The organism is Terrabacter sp. Root85 (genome assembly GCF_001429185.1).
GTDB lineage: Bacteria > Actinomycetota > Actinomycetes > Actinomycetales > Dermatophilaceae > Terrabacter.
Map to the genome: position 1 here is coordinate 815928 of NZ_LMIW01000001.1, position 17390 is coordinate 833317.

At 72.0% G+C, this 17390-nt stretch carries 17 protein-coding genes and 1 pseudogene; 11 read left to right on the top strand and 7 right to left on the bottom strand.

What is annotated here, in order from left to right; all coding sequences use genetic code 11:
- Positions 1-15: 15 nt before the first annotated feature.
- From ASE25_RS03860 to ASE25_RS03870, 3 genes are all read left to right on the top strand, one after another.
- Positions 16-534, top strand: coding sequence for a PH domain-containing protein (locus ASE25_RS03860; protein WP_056775503.1), 519 nt, complete (start codon positions 16-18; stop codon positions 532-534).
- Positions 531-2021, top strand: a complete 1491-nt coding sequence (locus ASE25_RS03865; RefSeq protein WP_056822878.1) for a PH domain-containing protein — start codon at positions 531-533, stop codon at positions 2019-2021. The genes ASE25_RS03860 and ASE25_RS03865 overlap by 4 nt, the downstream gene beginning before the upstream one ends.
- A gap of 223 nt (positions 2022-2244) precedes the next feature.
- A complete protein-coding gene (locus tag ASE25_RS03870) occupies positions 2245-3072 on the top strand; it encodes a hypothetical protein (protein WP_056822881.1) in 828 nt (275 codons plus the stop codon).
- A 46-nt stretch (positions 3073-3118) separates the two neighbouring features.
- Here ASE25_RS03870 and ASE25_RS03875 read toward each other — a convergent pair whose 3' ends face one another.
- Together ASE25_RS03875 and ASE25_RS03880 are read right to left on the bottom strand one after the other, a co-directional pair.
- Positions 3119-3529 (bottom strand): VOC family protein, encoded by a 411-nt coding sequence (locus ASE25_RS03875; protein WP_056822884.1) that lies wholly within the window; start codon positions 3527-3529, stop codon positions 3119-3121.
- A gap of 50 nt (positions 3530-3579) precedes the next feature.
- Positions 3580-3948: a VOC family protein gene (locus tag ASE25_RS03880; RefSeq protein WP_056822887.1), complete on the bottom strand. Its 369-nt coding sequence runs from the start codon at positions 3946-3948 to the stop codon at positions 3580-3582.
- Positions 3949-4010: 62 nt separating this feature from the next.
- On the opposite strand from ASE25_RS03880, the gene ASE25_RS03885 reads away from it, so the two are divergent.
- Positions 4011-4478, top strand: coding sequence for a MarR family winged helix-turn-helix transcriptional regulator (locus ASE25_RS03885; RefSeq protein ID WP_056822892.1), 468 nt, complete (start codon positions 4011-4013; stop codon positions 4476-4478).
- Here the strand turns inward: ASE25_RS03885 and ASE25_RS23130 are convergent.
- Positions 4475-5596, bottom strand: coding sequence for an ankyrin repeat domain-containing protein (locus ASE25_RS23130; protein ID WP_056822895.1), 1122 nt, complete (start codon positions 5594-5596; stop codon positions 4475-4477). The two genes, ASE25_RS03885 and ASE25_RS23130, sit on opposite strands and share 4 nt — an antisense overlap.
- Before the next feature lie 245 nt (positions 5597-5841).
- Positions 5842-6801 (bottom strand): SMP-30/gluconolactonase/LRE family protein, encoded by a 960-nt coding sequence (locus tag ASE25_RS03895; protein ID WP_056822897.1) that lies wholly within the window; start codon positions 6799-6801, stop codon positions 5842-5844.
- Between the two features lie 160 nt (positions 6802-6961).
- On the opposite strand from ASE25_RS03895, the gene ASE25_RS03900 reads away from it, so the two are divergent.
- Together ASE25_RS03900 and ASE25_RS03905 are read left to right on the top strand one after the other, a co-directional pair.
- Complete coding sequence (locus tag ASE25_RS03900; RefSeq protein WP_056822900.1) at positions 6962-8158, top strand: sensor histidine kinase; 1197 nt, start codon at positions 6962-6964, stop codon at positions 8156-8158.
- A complete protein-coding gene (locus tag ASE25_RS03905; protein WP_056822904.1) occupies positions 8151-8798 on the top strand; it encodes a response regulator transcription factor in 648 nt (215 codons plus the stop codon). The genes ASE25_RS03900 and ASE25_RS03905 overlap by 8 nt, the downstream gene beginning before the upstream one ends.
- A gap of 46 nt (positions 8799-8844) precedes the next feature.
- Here the strand turns inward: ASE25_RS03905 and ASE25_RS03910 are convergent, their stop codons facing one another.
- Together ASE25_RS03910 and ASE25_RS03915 are read right to left on the bottom strand one after the other, a co-directional pair.
- Positions 8845-10665: a BCCT family transporter gene (locus tag ASE25_RS03910; protein ID WP_056822907.1), complete on the bottom strand. Its 1821-nt coding sequence runs from the start codon at positions 10663-10665 to the stop codon at positions 8845-8847.
- A 266-nt stretch (positions 10666-10931) separates the two neighbouring features.
- Positions 10932-12335 carry a cation:dicarboxylate symporter family transporter gene (locus ASE25_RS03915; RefSeq protein WP_056822911.1) on the bottom strand — a complete coding sequence of 468 codons (1404 nt, stop codon included), beginning with the start codon at positions 12333-12335 and terminating at the stop codon, positions 10932-10934.
- Between the two features lie 138 nt (positions 12336-12473).
- On the opposite strand from ASE25_RS03915, the gene ASE25_RS03920 reads away from it, so the two are divergent.
- A complete protein-coding gene (locus tag ASE25_RS03920; RefSeq protein ID WP_056823843.1) occupies positions 12474-14069 on the top strand; it encodes a sensor histidine kinase in 1596 nt (531 codons plus the stop codon).
- Positions 14062-14745, top strand: coding sequence for a response regulator (locus tag ASE25_RS03925; RefSeq protein ID WP_056823846.1), 684 nt, complete (start codon positions 14062-14064; stop codon positions 14743-14745). Before ASE25_RS03920 ends, ASE25_RS03925 begins: the two co-directional genes overlap by 8 nt.
- Positions 14746-14749: 4 nt before the next feature.
- Here the strand turns inward: ASE25_RS03925 and ASE25_RS03930 are convergent, their stop codons facing one another.
- Positions 14750-15319 (bottom strand): TIGR03086 family metal-binding protein, encoded by a 570-nt coding sequence (locus ASE25_RS03930; protein WP_056822914.1) that lies wholly within the window; start codon positions 15317-15319, stop codon positions 14750-14752.
- Positions 15320-15370: 51 nt separating this feature from the next.
- On the opposite strand from ASE25_RS03930, the gene ASE25_RS03935 reads away from it, so the two are divergent.
- From ASE25_RS03935 to ASE25_RS23370, 3 genes and pseudogenes are all read left to right on the top strand, one after another.
- Positions 15371-16213 (top strand): AraC family transcriptional regulator, encoded by an 843-nt coding sequence (locus tag ASE25_RS03935; RefSeq protein ID WP_056822917.1) that lies wholly within the window; start codon positions 15371-15373, stop codon positions 16211-16213.
- A gap of 84 nt (positions 16214-16297) precedes the next feature.
- A complete protein-coding gene (locus ASE25_RS23365) occupies positions 16298-16861 on the top strand; it encodes a DUF222 domain-containing protein (protein ID WP_056822920.1) in 564 nt (187 codons plus the stop codon).
- Positions 16758-17390 (top strand): annotated as a pseudogene (locus ASE25_RS23370) (HNH endonuclease); the annotation flags it as partial. The gene ASE25_RS23365 and the pseudogene ASE25_RS23370, both read left to right, overlap by 104 nt.

A 17390-nucleotide genomic window follows, 5' to 3' on the forward strand; every position in this document is an offset into this window, starting at 1 on the left:
GGCACCGTGGGGGCCGTGGAACCCCTCGACGTGCCGGTCGCCCCCGGTGCCGTGCTCCGCGAACCCGCCCACCGGGTCTCGCGCCGGGCCGTCCTCATGTGGACGCTGCAGGCCCTCGTCGTCCTCGCCCTCCTGCTCGCGGGGCAGGTCGTCTGGTGGCTCGTCGACGACGCCCCGTCGCGCACTCCGCACTGGGTCGTCGGAGCCGTGTGGCTCGTCGCCGGCGCCGCGTACGCCGTCGCGATGCCGCAGTGGCGCTACCGCGTGCACCGGTGGGAGGCGACCCCCCGCGCGATCTACACGCAGAGCGGCTGGCTGTGGCAGGAGCGTCGCATCGCGCCGCTCGGCCGCGTGCAGACCGTCGACCTCGAACGCGGTCCCGTCGCCCAGCTGCTCGGCCTGGCCGCCGTCACGATCACGACGGCGTCCGCCGCGGGGCCCGTCACCATCCACGGTCTCGACCTGCCCGTCGCCCACGAGCTCGTCGACGCGCTGACGGCTGCGGCCGTGGCCGAGACGGGCGACGCGACGTGACCGAGGACGCGGAGGGCTGGCGCCGGCTCGACGCCCGGATGCTCCTCGTCCACCCCCTCGAGACGCTGATCCGTTTCCTGCCCGCACTGCTCGCGCTCGTCGTCTTCCGAGCCGGCTCCGAGGACAACGACCGGTGGGAGCTGTATGCCGTTCCGCTCATCGTCGCGTTCGGCGTGCTGCGGTGGGTCACGACCCGCTACCGCATCGCCGACGGCCAGATCGAGCTGCGGCGCGGCCTCTTCACGAAGCAGACGACGACGGCGCGCCTCGACAAGGTGCGCACCATCGACCTGACGGCGCGGGTCTACCACCGCGTCCTCGGCTTGGCCAAGGTCGAGATCTCGACCGCCGGCGGCCAGCACGACCGGCTCGTCCTCGACTCGCTGGGCGTCGACGCGGGTCGTCGCCTGCGGGCCGAGCTGCTGCACCGCGTCGACCCGGCCGTGACCGGTCTGCCCGCGCCGACCGGCGCGCCGGTGGCCGTCGACGACGTGCCCGACGACGCACCACCGCCCGTCGACGACGAGGTGCTCGTGCGCCTCGACCCGTCATGGATCCGCTATGCGCCGCTCACCGTGACGGGGCTCGCGAGCGCCGCGGCGATCGTCGGCTTCGCGTCGCAGGGCTTCTCGCGCTTCTCGCAGGAGCGGTCGGTCTTCCGGGACGGCGCGTCCTTCGTGTCGCGTCTGGCCTGGTGGGTCGACGTGCTGCTCCTGCTCGGTGTCGTGTCGCTCCTCGCGGTCGGCGCCTACGTCCTGACCTTCTGGGGCTTCCGGCTGACCCGCAACCGGCTCGGCACCCTGCACACGCGCCGCGGCCTGCTGACGAACCGGGAGACGAGCATCGACGCCGCCCGGGTCCGCGGCGTCCGGCTCGACGAGCCGCTCGGGCTCCGTCTGGCCGGGGCCAGCCGGCTCAAGGTGGTCACGTCGGGCCTGCTCCGCGAGCAGGGCGGCTCCGACTGGCTGTGCCCGCCCGCGCCGGCCGGCGTCGTGACGCCCCTCGCGCTGCGCATCCGCCCCGACGAGGCCGCGGTCTCAGGGCCGCTCACGCCACACGGCCCCGCCGCCCGGCGCCGTCGCCTGACGCGCGCCGTCGTGCCGGCGCTCCTCGTCGCCGCGCTCCTCGTCGTGGCACGGCTGCTGTGGGACTGGCACGGCTCACTGCTCGTCCTCGTGCCACTCCTGCTCGTCGGTGCCGTCGCCCTGGGTCGCGACCGTTACCGCGCGCTGGGGCACGCCGTGACCCCCGACCACCTCGTGACGCGACACGGCTCGCTCGACCGGCAGCGCGTCGTGCTCGACCGCGACGGCATCATCGGCTGGAAGGTCGAGCAGTCCTTCTTCCAGCGACGCGTCGGCGTCGCGACGCTCGTCGCCACCACTGCTGCCGGAGCCCAGCACTACGACGTCGTCGACCTCCCCGTCGAGATGGCGTATGCCGTCCTGGCCCAGGTCAGCCCCGACCTGGTCGCCGAGTTCGCCTGACACCGAAGGGCCGTCAGGTGGCCCCTCGGATGGACGCATGGTCACGGCTTCGGGCCACCGTGGTGGCCCGCTCGGGTCAGGTGGGTTCGCACACTCATCCCGATGCGCGTCGGCAGCGGGACACTGGGCATCCGGGCGGGCCCTGCCGGACGCCCACGACCCACACGGCCGCGACCGACACGGCGGACGCAGCGCACGACCTGAACCCAGGAGGATCCGCGAAATGACGTACGCCTGGCTCTTCGTCGCGGCCACGTGCGCGCTCGCGCTCGTCATGACTGCCGCGGTGTGGCGCCCGACCGCGGGACAGGCTGCACTGCTGATCACCGGTCCCGTCGCAACCGTCGCCGCTCTGGTCGGACCTGCCTGGGGTGGTCTCGGCCTGCTGGGCGTCTTGGTCGTCCCGTTCGGGTACCTGCTCGTGCCGTCGGTCCTGCCGTGGTCCAGGCCGTGGGCCAGGTGGGCGGTCCCGGCGACCGTTCTCGTCGCCTGCGCCGTACTCGCGGCACCGTCACGGTTCGCTGGTCCGATGTCGCTGTTCGCGCTGCCCTTCGGCTTCGCTCTCGTCGCGCTGGTCCGCGCGCTCTTCCAGCTCCACCGACCCACAGGACCCACGGCCTCGGGACCTGGCACGGTCGGTGGCAACCTCGCCGCTGGGCGAGCGGTCGTCGTGGTCGCCGCGCTCCAAGGGGCTGCCGCACTCCTGGCGGGAGCTGTCATCGCCGCCGTCCTGCTCGGCCCGAACGCGAACACCGGCGGCACGAGCGGCTTCGCCGGGCTCGGGACGGCCCTGGCCCTGCTGGTCGCCGGATTCGGCGTCACGGTCGCGGCCCTGTTCTTCGGTGTGGCCGTCGGTCTGCACCGTAGGTACCGCGACTTCCGATATGTCTTCACGGCCGTTCAGATCGTGGCTCTCGCACTGTGCGTGTGGGCCGTACACGGTGTCTGGGTCTGGGCTGCCGCCGCGTGGGTGGCAGCCACCGTCGCCCTCACCTACCTCGGCGCCGGCGTGGACTCCAGGGATCGAGTCGAGCCCACCACCGCCCACTGACGGCCAGCGGCAACGCGCCGCGGTTCGGGAGCAGGTCCGGCTCGCGCTAGTCGCCCGCCTGCCAGACGGGGCCCTCGTCGGTCCACGTGACGCCCTTGTTGCGGCAGAGGCAGAACGGGTGACCGACGGGGTCGGTGTAGACGCGCCAGCCGAAGCCGTCGCGGCCGACGGAGTCCTGGTGCAGGGTCGCGCCCAGGGCCACGACACGGCGGTGCTCGGCCTCGATGTCATCGACCTCGAAGTCGAGATGGAACTGCTTGGGGTGGTCACCGTCCGGCCACTGTGGGGCGCGGTAGTCCTCGACCGGCGTGAAGGCCAGCTCGATCTCACCGAGCTGGATGCCGGCCCAGCTGTCGTGGCTGCCCGCCTTGACGGGGAGACCCGTCACCTCCGAATAGAAGGCCGCCAGCATCATCGCGTCCGGGCAGTCGATGATGACATCGGTCAGTCGTAGCACCCGGAGATCGTGTCACACGGCCGATCGACCGGAGTCCGGGCCGGCCGGCATCAGGCGCGGTCGTGGAGGGTGACGTGGTAGCCGTCGGGGTCCGCGAAGGTGAAGGTCCGACCGAACGGACCGTCTATCGGCGCGGAGACGATGGTGTGACCGTCTGCGGCCAGGGCGTCGTGGATGGCCTGGACGTCCGTGGCGTGGAGCCAGATCGCGGCACCGATGCCCGGCTGGGCGGCTGATGCGAGATCGGTGCCGGTCACCACGTCGCGCAGCGCGAAGGCGATCGGCGTCGTCTCGAAGACGACGGCGTGCGGAGGCCCGGCCTGGGACCGCACGAGACCGAGGTACTGCTCGTAGAACGCCCGCGAGGCGTCGAGGTCGGTTGCCTGGAGCGAGATGAAGTCGGGACCGGTGACGGGCACGATGGCCTCCTTGAGTTCGTGTCAGTTATCTGACACGAATGACCGTATGTCAGAATACTGACATGAGTCAAGACGATGCCGGCGTCGACCTCGAGACGTCCCTGGGCTACCTGCTGAAGGAGGCGTCGAGTGCTCTGCGCGCCGCTATGGAGGACGTGCTGCGGCCGCTCGGGATGACGGTGACCCACTACTCGTGCCTCGAGCTGCTGGCACAGCGACCGGGCCTGTCGAACTCCGAGCTGGCGCGTGGGGCCTTCGTGACCCGGCAGTCGATGAACGTGCTGCTCCGGGCCCTCGAACGAGACGGCTTCGTGACGCGCCCCGCAGAGGCGCCGGTCGGGAAGGCCCTTCCGACCCGGCTGACACCCCGCGGCCGACGGAGCCTGGAGACGGCGAGCGCGGCGGTCCGGTCCGTCGAGGTCAGGATGCTGGCCGGCCTGACCGAGGCCGAGCAGAGGGACGCCTTCCGCATCCTGCGCGGCATGGTTCTCTCGCTGCGCGACAGCCCCGGCCGCACCGACCGCAGCTAGAACTGCTCCAGGATCCGGGCGATGGCGGCATACCCCTTCTCGCGGGCGTGCTCGAGCGCGGTGACGCCATCCTTGTCGGCGATCGACCGGTCGGCGCCGGCATCGAGGAGGAGGCGCACGATCTGCTGGTGTCGCTCGCCGCCGTCGCCGAGGATCACGGCCTCGAGCAGGGCCGTCCAGCCGAGGTCGTTGACGTGGTTCACGTCGATGCCGGTCTGCACGACGCGACGCACGTAGTCGACGTGCCCGCGCTCGCTCGCCGGGATGACCGAGACCCCGCCGAAGCGGTTGCGGACCGTGAGGTCGGGACCGGCGGGCAGCAGCGTCTCGAGCATCGCGACGCTGCCGGTCACCCCGGTGACGAGCCACGGGGTGTCGTGGCGATCGTCGAGCGCGTCGGGGTCTGCACCCATCGCGACGAGCACCCTTGCGGCGTCGACATGGTCGCCGGTGACGGCGAGGAGCAACGGAGTCCGCCGCTTCGCGTCGCGGGCCTCGATGTCGGCTCCGGCGCGCAGGGCCAGCGACACGGCGTCTGCGTCGCCGCGCTGAGCGGCCGAGAGCAGTGCCGCATCAGGGTCGTCCACACGGTCGGCCGTGGTTGCAGTCACGAGAACTCCTGTCAGTCGGTCGAATCCGCGCTCACGGGCCATCCGGAGCGGGGTGAGCCCCTCGTCGCGCGAGGGTCGGGTCAGCTGGACACCGCCGGCGACGAGCACGCGCACGGTGTCGACGTAGGAGGTCGTGTCGCGTCCGAGCCACACGGCCTCGTGGATCGCCTGGTAGCCGATCCGGTTGACGTGGTCGCGGTCGATCCCGGCGCGGAGCAGCTCGCCGACGACGAGCGCGTGCCCGCGCTCGGCCGCCCGGATGAGGCCGGTGCCGTTCCAGCTGTCCTTGTCGTCGACGCGGGCACCGTGGGCGAGTGCGAGGCGCAGCAGCCCGAGGTGGCCCTCGCTCGTGGCGACGAGGTATGCCGACTGCTGGGTCTCGTCCTTGGCGTTGACGTCCGCGCCCCGGCCGACGAGAGCTCTCGCTCGCGGCAGGTCGTCCTTCCACGCCGCATCCCGCAGCGCAGCGTCGAGCCGTGCCTGCTCGGCCGCCGACGGCGTCGCCATCCTGGCTCCTCCCGTGCTGGCCTCTCCCCCGTCGAGTGGCCTCGTCGTCACAGCAGACCCTCCCTGGGGCGTCTCGCCCCCGTCGAGTGGCCCCGTCGTCACACCCGTCGTCGTGACGGAGGTGGCTGGAGTGGCTGGTGTGGTTGCGGGGCCACTCGAGGTGCAGGCGGCGAGGGCGGTCGCCGCGGCCAGACCGGCGGCCGCCGCGACCGCGGCGCTCGCCCTGGTGCCGCGTCGCATGGTCCTCATCGTGCCAGCGGATCGGTGACGACCTCGTACGGCCCGGACGCGACCGGCTCGTCGAACTTGCTGTCGACGAAGAGCGTCCGGCCCCGGAGCTCCTTGGCCGTCGTCAGCACCCGCTCGGGGTCGGTGGCGACCTGGGACACGAGCCGGGCGGCCCGGCCGTCGGCCCGCAGCTCGAGCGTGGCGAGCAGCCGTGCGAAGTTGCGCACCACGGTGAGCCGCGACCCCTGCCGTACGAGGCCGTCGGCGTCGGTGAGCGATGCCCCGCCGGTCGCGACGGGCGACACCGCGGCCGTGCGCAGGTCGAAGCGCCAGAGCAGACCGGCATTGCCCTGGGCGACGACGAGGGCGGAGCGGTCGGCACTGACGACGATGCCTCCGAGGTTGAAGCCGGCTCGCTGCACGACGGTGCCGGTCGCGTCGGCCCAGCGGGTCACTCCCCAGGCCCTCTCGTCGACCGCCACCCGGAAGACCTGCGGCGCGTTGGAGTTCGTGAAGTAGGCCGCCCCGCCGGGACCGATCGCGACGTCGTTGAGGAACACGTTCTCCCCCGGAGCACGCAGCGCGGCCAGCAGGCGGCCGTCCGGCGCGTACACCCAGAGGTCGGGCCGACCGGTGCCGATGCCGTTCGGGCCGCCGGCCACGTAGACCCGACCGGCCGCGTCGGTCGTGATCCCGCGGGCCGTGAACCGACCGTCGGTGCCGTCGCCGCCCAGCCACTGCTCGGTCTGGGCCGTGCCGGCCGAGCCACGGTGGATCTCACCGCCCGTCACCTCGCTGACGTAGAAGACGCCGCGCCGCTCGTCGGCACCGATGCCCTCGAACTTCGAGCCGCCGACGTCGCCGGTCAGCCGATAGGTGCCCGGCCGACCGTGGCCGGGCGGATCGGCCTGTGCGGGCGCCCCCACCAGCAGGGGTGCGGCGGCGAGGACGAGGACGACGGCGAGGCTGCGCTTCATGGTGGGTCTCCCGGTGTGAGGTGATCGTGAGGACGAGGGTGGTCGTGCGGTCCCCACCACCGTCGCCGATCCAGCCCACCCACCGCGTCGGGCAACCGGCCACACCGGACTAGCCGATCGGATGATGCCGACGGCCCGCCCCGTCCCTAGGCTGCCGGTCATGGAAGAGGGCATCCTCGCGCCGGTGGCGCGACTCGACCGATGGCTCGACGCCATCCTCGTCGTGCTCCTCGTGACGTGCTCGGCGCGCTACCTGCTGCGCCACGACCTCGACGGCACCGCGCTCCTCGTCCTCGCGGGTGCCACCCTCCTCGGGGCCGCCTACCTCACGCGTCGGCTCGTCGCCGACCGTGCCGCGTGGCCCTACGTGTGGATCGCGGTCGTCGTCGTGCTCTGGGTGGCGCTGACGCTTGCCGCCCCCTCGTTCGCGTGGACCGCCGTGCCCGTGGCCTTCGCCGTGCTCCAGGTGCTCCCCTTCGCGTATGCCGTCACGGTCGTCGTCGTCATGACCGCCGTCGTCAGCGTGGCGTGGAGCCGCATCACCGACGACCTCGACCCGACGGTGCTGATCGGTCCGGTCGGCATCGCCCTCGTCACCGTGCTGTCCTACCGAGCCCTCGAGCGTGAGGCCCGCTCCCGGCAGGCGCTCATCGACGAGCTGACCGACGCGCAGGCCGATCTCGCTGCCGCACAGCACCGCTCCGGTGCCCTCGCCGAGCGGACCCGCCTGTCGCGCGAGATCCACGACTCCGTCGGTCAGGGGCTCTCCAGCATCACCCTGCTCCTCGCCGCGGCCGAGCAGGACTGGGACCGACGGCCGCTCGTCGCCCGCCAGCACGTCGTGGCTGCAGGGACGGCAGCCCGCGAGGGACTCGACGAGGTGCGCCGCGTCGTGCGCGACCTCGCCCCGGCGGACCTCGAGGACGACACGACAGGTGACGCCCTCCCGGCCGCGCTCGAACGCGCGGGCGCCACGGCTGCCTCCCACGGCCTCGACGTCAGGGTCCGCGTCCACGGCGACCCCGTCGCCGTGTCGGCCGACGTCGCCAGCGCTCTCGTCCGGTCCACCCGAGGAGCCCTGGCCAACGTCGTCGAGCACGCCCACGCCACCCGCGCCGACATCAGCCTGACCTACCTCTCCGACGAGGTGCTGCTCGACGTCCGGGACGACGGTCGCGGCTTCGACCCGACGCGACCCGGCCGACCGGACGCGCTCGGGGACCGCGGGCGCGGGCTGGACGGCATACGCCATCGGGCCGGTGACCTCGGGGGCAGCGCCGACGTCGAGAGCGCGCCCGGCGAGGGCACGACCGTGTCGGTCCGCTTCCCGATCACCGCGGGGGTTTCCCGTGGCTGACGGCACCGGCGCCGTCCGGGTCGTCCTCGTCGACGACCACCCGGTCGTCCGCGCGGGACTGCGCGCCCTCGTCGACGGCCAGGACGGCATCGAGGTCGTCGGTGAGGCGAGCGACCTCGCGGGAGCCGAGCGCGTCGTCGCAACGGAACGGCCGGACGTCGTCCTCATGGACCTCAACCTCGGGGACGGGCCGGGAGGGGCCGAGGTCACGGCGCGGCTGCGCGCCCTGCCGGAGCCGCCGCACGTCCTCGTCCTCACGACCTACGACACGGAGGCCGACATCCTGCGGGCCCTCGACGCGGGCGCGCTCGGCTACCTGCTCAAGGATGCCCCGGCCGACCAGCTCTTCGCCGGCATCCGGGCCACGGCCCGCGGCGAGACGGTGCTCGCCCCGTCGGTCGCGGCGCGGCTCGTGCGGCGCGCGGCCTCACCCGGGCCGGTCGTCACCGAGCGCGAGGTGGAGGTGCTCGAGCTGCTCTCGCGCGGGCTCGGCAACCGCGAGATGGCACGCGAGCTGCTCGTCTCGGAGGCGACCGTGAAGTCGCACCTCTCGCACGTCTACACCAAGCTCGGCGTCGAGACCCGGGCCGGAGCGGTCGCGGCAGCGATCGAGCGCCGCATCATCCGACCAGGCGGGTGATGCGGCGCTCGAGGTGACTGCTGTGACGGGTCTGACTCGACCTCGGTCAGAGGCGCATCGAGGCGCCGACCTTGTCGGTCTGCTCGTCGACGTGACCGCCGAGCCCGTCCTCGACCTCGACGTCCTTCGCCCCGACGGGCTCCGCGACGGGGTCGGTCTGGACCATCTCGCCGACGCCCTCGCCGGGCGCGGTCTCCTGGACCGTCAGCGAGAAGTCGTCACCGTGCTCGCTGACGCCGGCGACGACCGCGTGCTCGACGGCCGCGACCGCATACTGCCGGCGGACCACCTGCGGGTCGCGCGACAGGTCCTTCACGAGCGCGACGGCCAGCCCGATCATGATGACGAGGAAGGGCAGGGCCGCGACGATCGTGACGTTCTGGAGGCCCGACAAGGCGTCCTCACCGCCGATGAGCAGCATGATCGCGGCGACGGCGCCGGTGGCCGCGCCCCAGAAGACCACGGTCTTCTTCGACGGCTCGAGCGTGCCCTTCTCGGAGAGCGTGCCCATGACGATCGACGCGGCATCGGCGCCCGACACGAAGAAGATCGCGACGAGGAGCATGACGACGATCGCGGTCACCGTCGGCCACGGCAGGTTGCCGAGCATCGCGAAGAGCGATCCCTCGGGGGTCGACTGGCCGGCGATGTCCTGGCCGTGCTGCTGCTGGTCGATGCCGGCGCCGCCGAAGATGGCGAACCAGATGAGCGAGACGACCGACGGCACGAGCAGGACGCCCGAGACGAACTGGCGGATCGTGCGGCCGCGCGAGATGCGGGCGATGAACATGCCGACGAACGGCGTCCAGCTGACCCACCAGGCCCAGTAGAAGATCGTCCAGCCGGCGAGCCAGTCCTTCATGCCGTCGCCGCCCGCGGCGTCGGTGCGGGCCGACATCATCGCGAGGTCCTTGAAGTAGGAGCCGATGGTCGTCGGGACGAGGTTGAGGATGAAGACCGTCGGGCCGACGACGAAGACGAAGAACGCCAGGGCGAGCGCGAGCACCATGTTGATGTTCGAGAGCCACTGGATGCCCTTCTCGATGCCGGAGACGGCCGAGAGGATGAAGCAGACGGTCAGGACGGCGATGATGCCGATGAGCACGCCGTTGCCGACCTTGCCGATGCCGCCGACGATCTCGAGGCCGGAGCCGATCTGCAGGGCACCGAGGCCGAGCGACGTGGCGGAGCCGAAGAGCGTCGCGAAGATCGCGAAGATGTCGATGACCTTGCCGGCCGGCCCGTTGGCGCGCTTCTCACCGAAGAGCGGGGCGAAGGCCGAGCTGATGAGCAGCGAGCGACCCTTGCGGAAGACGCCGTACGCGACGGCCAGGCCGACGACCGCGTAGATGGCCCAGGGGTGCAGCGACCAGTGGAACATCGTCGTCGCCATCGCCGTCTGGACGGCCTCGGGGTTGCCCTTGGCCCCCGTGCCGGGCGGCGGGGTCACGAGGTGGGTCAGCGGCTCGGTCACGCCGTAGAACATCAGGCCGATGCCCATGCCGGCGGAGAACATCATCGCCACCCACGACGACGTGCGGAACTCGGGAGCCTCGCCGTCACCGCCGAGCGGGATGTTGCCGAACTTGCTCGCGGCCAGCCAGATGACGAAGACGACGAAGCCGGAGGCGACGAGCGAGAAGAGCCAGCCGGTGTTGTGGACGACGAAGTCGAGGCCGGCGGAGGCACTCGTGCTGAGGCTCTCGGTGCTGAGCGCGCCCCAGAGGACGAAGGTGATCGCCACGGCGGCGGCGACGCCGAAGACGACCTTGTCGACCCGGGAGGGCGCAGCCTCCTCGTGGTTCACCGGTGGTGGCTCGAGCGCCGGGTGCAGCGCGTCGTCGGGACTCTTGGTCAGTTCACTCATACGTCATGGACGGCACCCCGACGAGGTGCCGTCTGTCTCCTCACAGTTACGTGTCACAGATGTCTCGATGAAGCGACCACTGTGTCGAAGATGGGGGGACGAGCGCAAACGAGGGTGACGCCGGGAGGCGGCGGATGGCATACGCAAGCGTGAATCCTTTTGTATGCCAGAGGTTCCCGAGCCGCCGACCGCGCGGAGTGAGATGGGCCACGACAACGGCGACGGAGCCGCGAACCCGGTGGTTCGCGGCCCCGTCGAGAGGTGGGTCAGCGACTCGAGCCGACGAGCTCCGGCTCGTGGCCACGGGCGCCGGGGGCGTGGTCGTCCGGGACGACCTCGTCGTCGTGGTCGAGCATGCTCGCCTCGTCGAAGCGGTCCTGGCCGGCGAGGACGCGCGACGCCTTGTCGCGGTCGATCTCGCCGACCCAGGTGCCGATGAGGACCGTCGCGATGGCGTTGCCGGCGAAGTTCGTCAGCGCGCGGGCCTCGCTCATGAGGCGGTCGATGCCGACGATGAAGCCGACGCCCGGCACGAGGTCGGGGCGGTGCGACTGCAGGCCGCCGGCCAGGGTCGCGAGACCCGCACCGCTGACGCCCGCGGCGCCCTTGCTCGCGATGATCATGAAGACGAGGAGGCTGATCTGCTCGCCGATGCTGAACGGCTTGTCCATCGCCTCGGCGATGAAGAGGCTCGCCATCGTCAGGTAGATCGCGGTGCCGTCGAGGTTGAAGGAGTAGCCCGTCGGCACGGTGATGCCGACGACCGGGCGGGAGACCCCGAGGTGCTCCATCTTGGCGATGAGGCGCGGCAGGGCCGACTCCGACGACGACGTCGAGAGGATGAGGAGGAACTCGCGGCCGAGGTAGCGGAAGAGCGAGAAGACGTTGATCCCGGTGACGACCTTGAGGATGCTGCCGAGGAAGAGGAAGACGAAGATCGCGCACGTGACGTAGAAGGCAGCCATGAGCTTGCCGAGGCTGGTCAGCGAGCCGATGCCGGTCGCGCCGACGAGGGCGGCCATCGCGCCGAACGCACCGATCGGGGCGGCCCACATGATCATCGCCATGAGGCGGAAGACGAGGCGCTCGAGGTGCTTGATCGCGCCAAGGATCGGCTCGCCCTGATTGCCCATCTTCTGCAGGGCGAAGCCGACGAGGAGCGCGATGAGCAGGGCCTGGAGCACCGAGCCCGAGGTCAGCGCGGAGACGAGGGTGTCGGGGATGAGATGCATCAGGAAGTCGACCGCGCCCTCGGCCTTGGCGTCGACCTGCGACGCGCCCGACTCGGCGACGGCGGCCGTGAGGTTGAGGCTGTCACCGGGCTTGATGATGTTGCCGACGACGAGCCCGATCGTGAGGGCGACGGTCGACATCGTGATGAAGTAGCCGAGGGCGAGGCCGCCGACCTTGCCGACCTGAGCGGCCTTCCGGACCGAGCCGATGCCGAGCACGATCGTGCAGAAGATGATGGGCGTGATCATCATCTTGATGAGGTTGACGAAGCCGGTGCCGAGGGGCTTGAGGCTCTTGCCCACCTCGGGGAAGGCCCACCCCACGAGGATGCCCGCCACCATGGCGACGATGACGGCGATGTAGAGATAGTGGGTGCGGTCGCGCTTCGGGGCCGAGCCTGGCTGGGCGTCGACGGCGCTGTCGGCGGTGGAACTCACGGTGACCTCCGTTGGCTGGGTCCCGTGCTGGGCGCGGGACCGGTGAATGTGATGAGGCTCCCGCGGCCAGTGACTAGGGTCACGGTTGTGTTCATTGAGTTCTCGCGACGGGTGCTGACGGCCCCGGGGCGATGGAGCGTGGCGGGTCAGACCTTCGCGCTCCAGGTGCTCATCGCGGTGCTCGTCGTCGCCGCCGGGCTCGCCGGGGCGTACGGCCAGGCGCAGCGCGCCGGGGACCAGGAGGCGATCGCCCGGGCCCTCGCGGTGGCCGAGACGATGGCGGCGACGCCCGACGTCGTCGCCGGCGTCCAGGGTCCCGACCCGTCCACGGTGCTCCAGCCGTACGCCGAGCGCGTGCGGGTCGAGTCCGGGACCGACTTCGTCGTCGTCATGAGCCGCGACGCGATCCGCTACACCCATCCGGACCCGACGCAGATCGGCAAGAAGTTCCTCGGGCACACGGAGGACGCGCTCGCGGGTGGCGTCGTCGAGGAGGACTACACGGGCACGCTCGGGCCGTCGTCCCGCGTCGTCGTGCCCGTCACCGACCGGGGGAAGGTCGTCGCGCTCGTCTCGGTCGGCATCCGGAAGTCGGCCGTCGGCGAGCGGGTGCGCGCCCAGCTGCCGGGGCTGCTCCTCGCCGGGCTCGTGGCCGCGCTGCTGTCGGGCCTCGGGACGGGCCTCGTGTCGCGCCGGATCCGGCGACAGACCCACGGCCTCGGGGAGCAGCAGCTGCGCGAGATGTACGAGTACTACGACGCCGTCCTGCACGCCGTCACCGAGGGCCTCGTCATCACCGACCTCGAGGGTCACCTCCGGCTCGCGAACGACGAGGCCACCCGGCTGCTCGCCCTGCCGGCCGACGCCGTGGGACGCCCGGTCGCCGAGCTGGGGCTCACCCCGTCCCTGACGGCCGCGCTCACCGACGACGCCGTGCACGAGGACGAGCTGCACGTGACGTCGGCGCGGGTCCTCGTGCTCAACCGCGGGCCGGCCCGCTGGCAGGGCCGCCTCCTGGGCCACGTCGCGACGCTGCGCGACCGCACCGACCTGGAAGCCCTGACGGGAGAGCTCGACTCGGCCCGGGGCCTGACCGAGGCGCTCCGCTCGCAGGCCCACGAGTCGGCCAACCGGCTCCACACGATCGTCAGCCTCATCGAGCTCGGGCACAGCGATCGTGCGCTGGACTTCGCCACCGACGAGCTGCAGGTCTCACAGCTGCTCACCGACCGCGTCGTCGGCTCGGTCGACGAGCCGGCCCTGACGGCGCTGCTGCTCGGCAAGGCGGCCGAGGCGCACGAGCGCGGCATCGCCTTCGAGATCGAACCGGGCGCGCACTGGCCGCGCGACGTCGCGCCCACCCGTGACGTGGTGACGATCGTCGGCAACCTCATCGACAACGCCCTCGATGCCGTGGCCGGCGAGCCCGGCACGCCCCGCCCCGAGCGGCACGTGCGCTTCGACTCGAGGGTCGAGGAGGCGTATGCCGTCCTCGAGGTCGCCGACGACGGGCCGGGTCTGCCGCCGGGTGCTGTCGAGGACGCCTTCCGGCGTGGGTGGTCGACGAAGGACCAGGGCAGCGCGGGTCGCCGCGGCATCGGGCTGGCCCTCGTGGCGCAGACGGTCGACCGGCTCGGCGGGACGCTGGCGGTGTCGGGGCCACCGGGCGCGACGTTCACCGTGCGTCTGCCAGCCGGTGGAGCGGTCGACGGCGGCGGGAGTGACGATGACTGAGGTCCTGCGCGTGCTCGTCGTCGAGGACGAGCCGATCGCGGCGGAGGCCCACACGGCCTACGTCGGCCGGGTCGACGGGTTCGAGGTCGTGGCGACGGTGGGCACGTCCCAGGCGGCGCTGAAGACGTTGCACGACAGGGAGATCGACGTCGTGCTTCTCGACATGAACCTGCCCGACCGGCACGGGCTCGACGTCGTGCGCGCCATGCGTGCCGCCGGCCACCGCGCCGACGTCATCGCCGTCACGTCCGCGCGCGACCTCGACGTCGTCCGTGCCGCGGTGTCGCTCGGGATCGTGCAGTACGTCCTCAAGCCCTTCGTCTTCGCAACCCTGCGGGAGCGGCTGCTCGCCTACCGCGCCTACCGAGACCAGGTGACGAGCGGCGCCGAGGTCGGCACCCAGGCCGAGGTCGACGAGGTCTTCGCCGGCGCCCGTGTCGCGGCCGAGGCACGGCTCCCGAAGGGGATGGGCGAGGAGCTGCTCGCCCGCGTCTCACGACTGCTCCGCGAGGCGGACGGCGGACGCTCCGCGTCCGAGCTCGGCGACGAGCTCGGCGTCAGTCGCGTCACCGCGCGCCGGTATGCCGAGTACCTCTGCGAGACACGGGTCGTCGTGCGACGGTCGAGGTATGCCGGCGCCGGCCGCCCCGAGGTCGAGTACCTCTGGGCGCGGTGACGGCTCAGGCGTTCGCCGGCGTCGGTCGACCGAGCCGGGCGAGCACGCGCTCCTGACGGTCGGCGCCGTCCCGGATGGGCACGGCCGGCTTGCAGACACCGTCGTCGTAGAGGTGGTCCCCGAACCCGTCGGCCGACCTGTCGAGCATCTCGAGCTCCTCGTCCGACAGGTGCTCGTCGAGCCCAGCGGCCACAGCGATGTCCCAGCGGTGGACGACGAGGTCGAACCCGTAGAAGGTGACGATCGACGCGCCCACGGTCGTGCGGCCGAAGACGCCGTCATACTCCCGGCCGGCGACGTCCGGGTCGGCGAGCAGCTCACGCATCCGCTCGTCGTGAGCCCGCCAGAGGACTGTGGGGTCCTCGTGGTCGGCCGTGGTCGCGGCATCGACACCGCGCTGCTCGAGGAAGTCACGCTGGGTCGTGACGACGTGGGTCAGCACGTCGCGTGCGCTCCAGCCCGCGCAGGGACTCGAGCCGTCCCAGGCATCGTTCGGCACGCGGTCGACGACGGAGGCGAACGGCTCGGCGAGACGGAGGTAGGAGGCGAGGACGTCGGTGCTCGGTGAGGTCATGCCGTCACCGTAGGAAGCCGCGCGTCGGTGGGTCTTGATACTTTCCGACACGTGACGACGTCTGCCGGGGCAGGACGGACAGCGGCCCGCGACGACATCGAACGGGCCCATCTCGTCGACCCCACCGACCACACGTGGTCGATCGCCCGCAGCTCCGTCTCGCCGGACCTCGCAGACCTCGCCCGCCGGTTCTGGATCCCGGTGTGGGACGTGCCCGCGGGACGCGACTCGGTGCAGCGGGTCCTGCAGTACCCCGTCTGCCTCGTCGTCGTGTCCGACAGCTACGCGCGTTTCTACGGCGTCGTGTCCGGACTCTCGCACCAGATGCTCACGGGGCGCGGCTGGGCCGTCGGCGTCATGTTGCAGCCGGCCGCGGGCCATCTCGTGACGCGCGAGCCGGTGCGCCGGATGACCGACCGCTACGTCGACCTGTCGATGCTGACGACCCTCGACGGCATCGGTCTGAGCCGGCGGGTGCGTTCGGCGATGCGACCCGACCCGACCTCGGCGGAGGCTCAGGCCGAGGCGCGTGAGGTGGTCGAGGACGCGCTGCGGCCGCTCCTCCCGGTCGACGACGAAGGGCTCCTCGTCAACGCCATCATCGAGGACGTCGAGACCTCTCCCGAGCTGCTGCGGGTCGATGACCTGTGTGCGCGCTTCGACATCAGCGAGCGGACGTTGCAACGCCTGCTGCACAAGCGGATCGGGCTCGGGCCCAAGTGGCTCATCCGCCGCCGGAGGCTCCAGGAGGCGGCCGACCGGCTGCGGGACTCCGACGCGGAGCTGGCCGGCATCGCGGCCGAGCTCGGCTACGCCGACCAGGCCCACTTCACCCGCGACTTCCGCAAGGCGACCGGCATGACGCCCGGCGAGTTCGCCTCGCGCTTCAGGTGACACTGGCCCAATTCGTCTGCAGCACAGAGCTTTCGGTGTGGACAACGCTGGCTGGTTCGTTCGAACACCTGTACGATTGAGGGTATGGAGCAGAGCCGCAGCGTGCAGCAGATCGAGCGGGACTGGGACCACGTCGCGTCCCTGGCCGCCGACCTGCACGACGCGCACGCCCGGCTCGTCGACCTCCTCGTCGCCGTCCTCGCCGACGGGTCGTGGCAGGCGGCGGGGCTGCGCTCGCCGGAGCACTGGCTGATGCTCCGGGCCGGGCTCTCGCGGGGCCAGGCGGGTGCGATGGTGCTGCTGGCCCGGCGGGCGCAGGAGCTGCCCGCCACCGTCGCCGGGTTGCGGGAGGGGTGGATCAGCCTGGACCAGGCCGCGGTCGTGGCCCGGCACACCCCGGCCGCGTTCGACACCACGGTCGCGGAGTTCGCCCAGCACGCGACGGTGACCCAGCTGCAGCGCACCGTCACCCGCTACGACTTCACCCTCCAACCCGACAGCGTCGACGACCGCGGCCGCGGCCTGCCCGGCGAGATCCGCGACGGTGACCCAGCTGCAGCGCACCGTCACCCGCTACGACTTCACCCTCCAACCCGACAGCGTCGACGACCGCGGCCGCGGCCTGCCCGGCGAGACACCGGCCGGTGAGATGCCGGCCGGTGACGAGAGCGGCGGGGAGGAGGGCGGCGTCCGTGGGTCGGGGAAGCGGGTGCCGGTCGAGCCGGCCCACCTGAGCATGGGCCTCGACGCCGACGGGCGGTTCCGGCTGCGCTACGACGCGCCCGCCGAGGTCGGCGCCCTCGTCGARGCCGCCCTCGCCGAGGCCAAGGACCACCTCTTCCACACCSTCACCCCCGAGAGCGCCCGCGACGCTGACGGGGGTGTGAGCGACGAGCAGAAGCAGGCCCTCAACGGGGACGTGCTGCATCCCGCCCAGTACTGCACCGACGGAGGCCGGCCCCGCGTCACGTGGGCCGACGCCCTGCTCGTGCTCGCCACCCGTTCCCTCGACGCCGCCACCACGTCCGGCGCCGACGGTGCCGGACGGTCCGGTGCTTCGAGTGGTTCGGGTGGAGCTGCCCGGCGGGCTCGCTACCGGGTGCAGGTCCACCTCGACACCAACGGTGGCTGGCTCACCGGCCGGCCCCGCCTGCCCCAACACATCACGAACCACCTG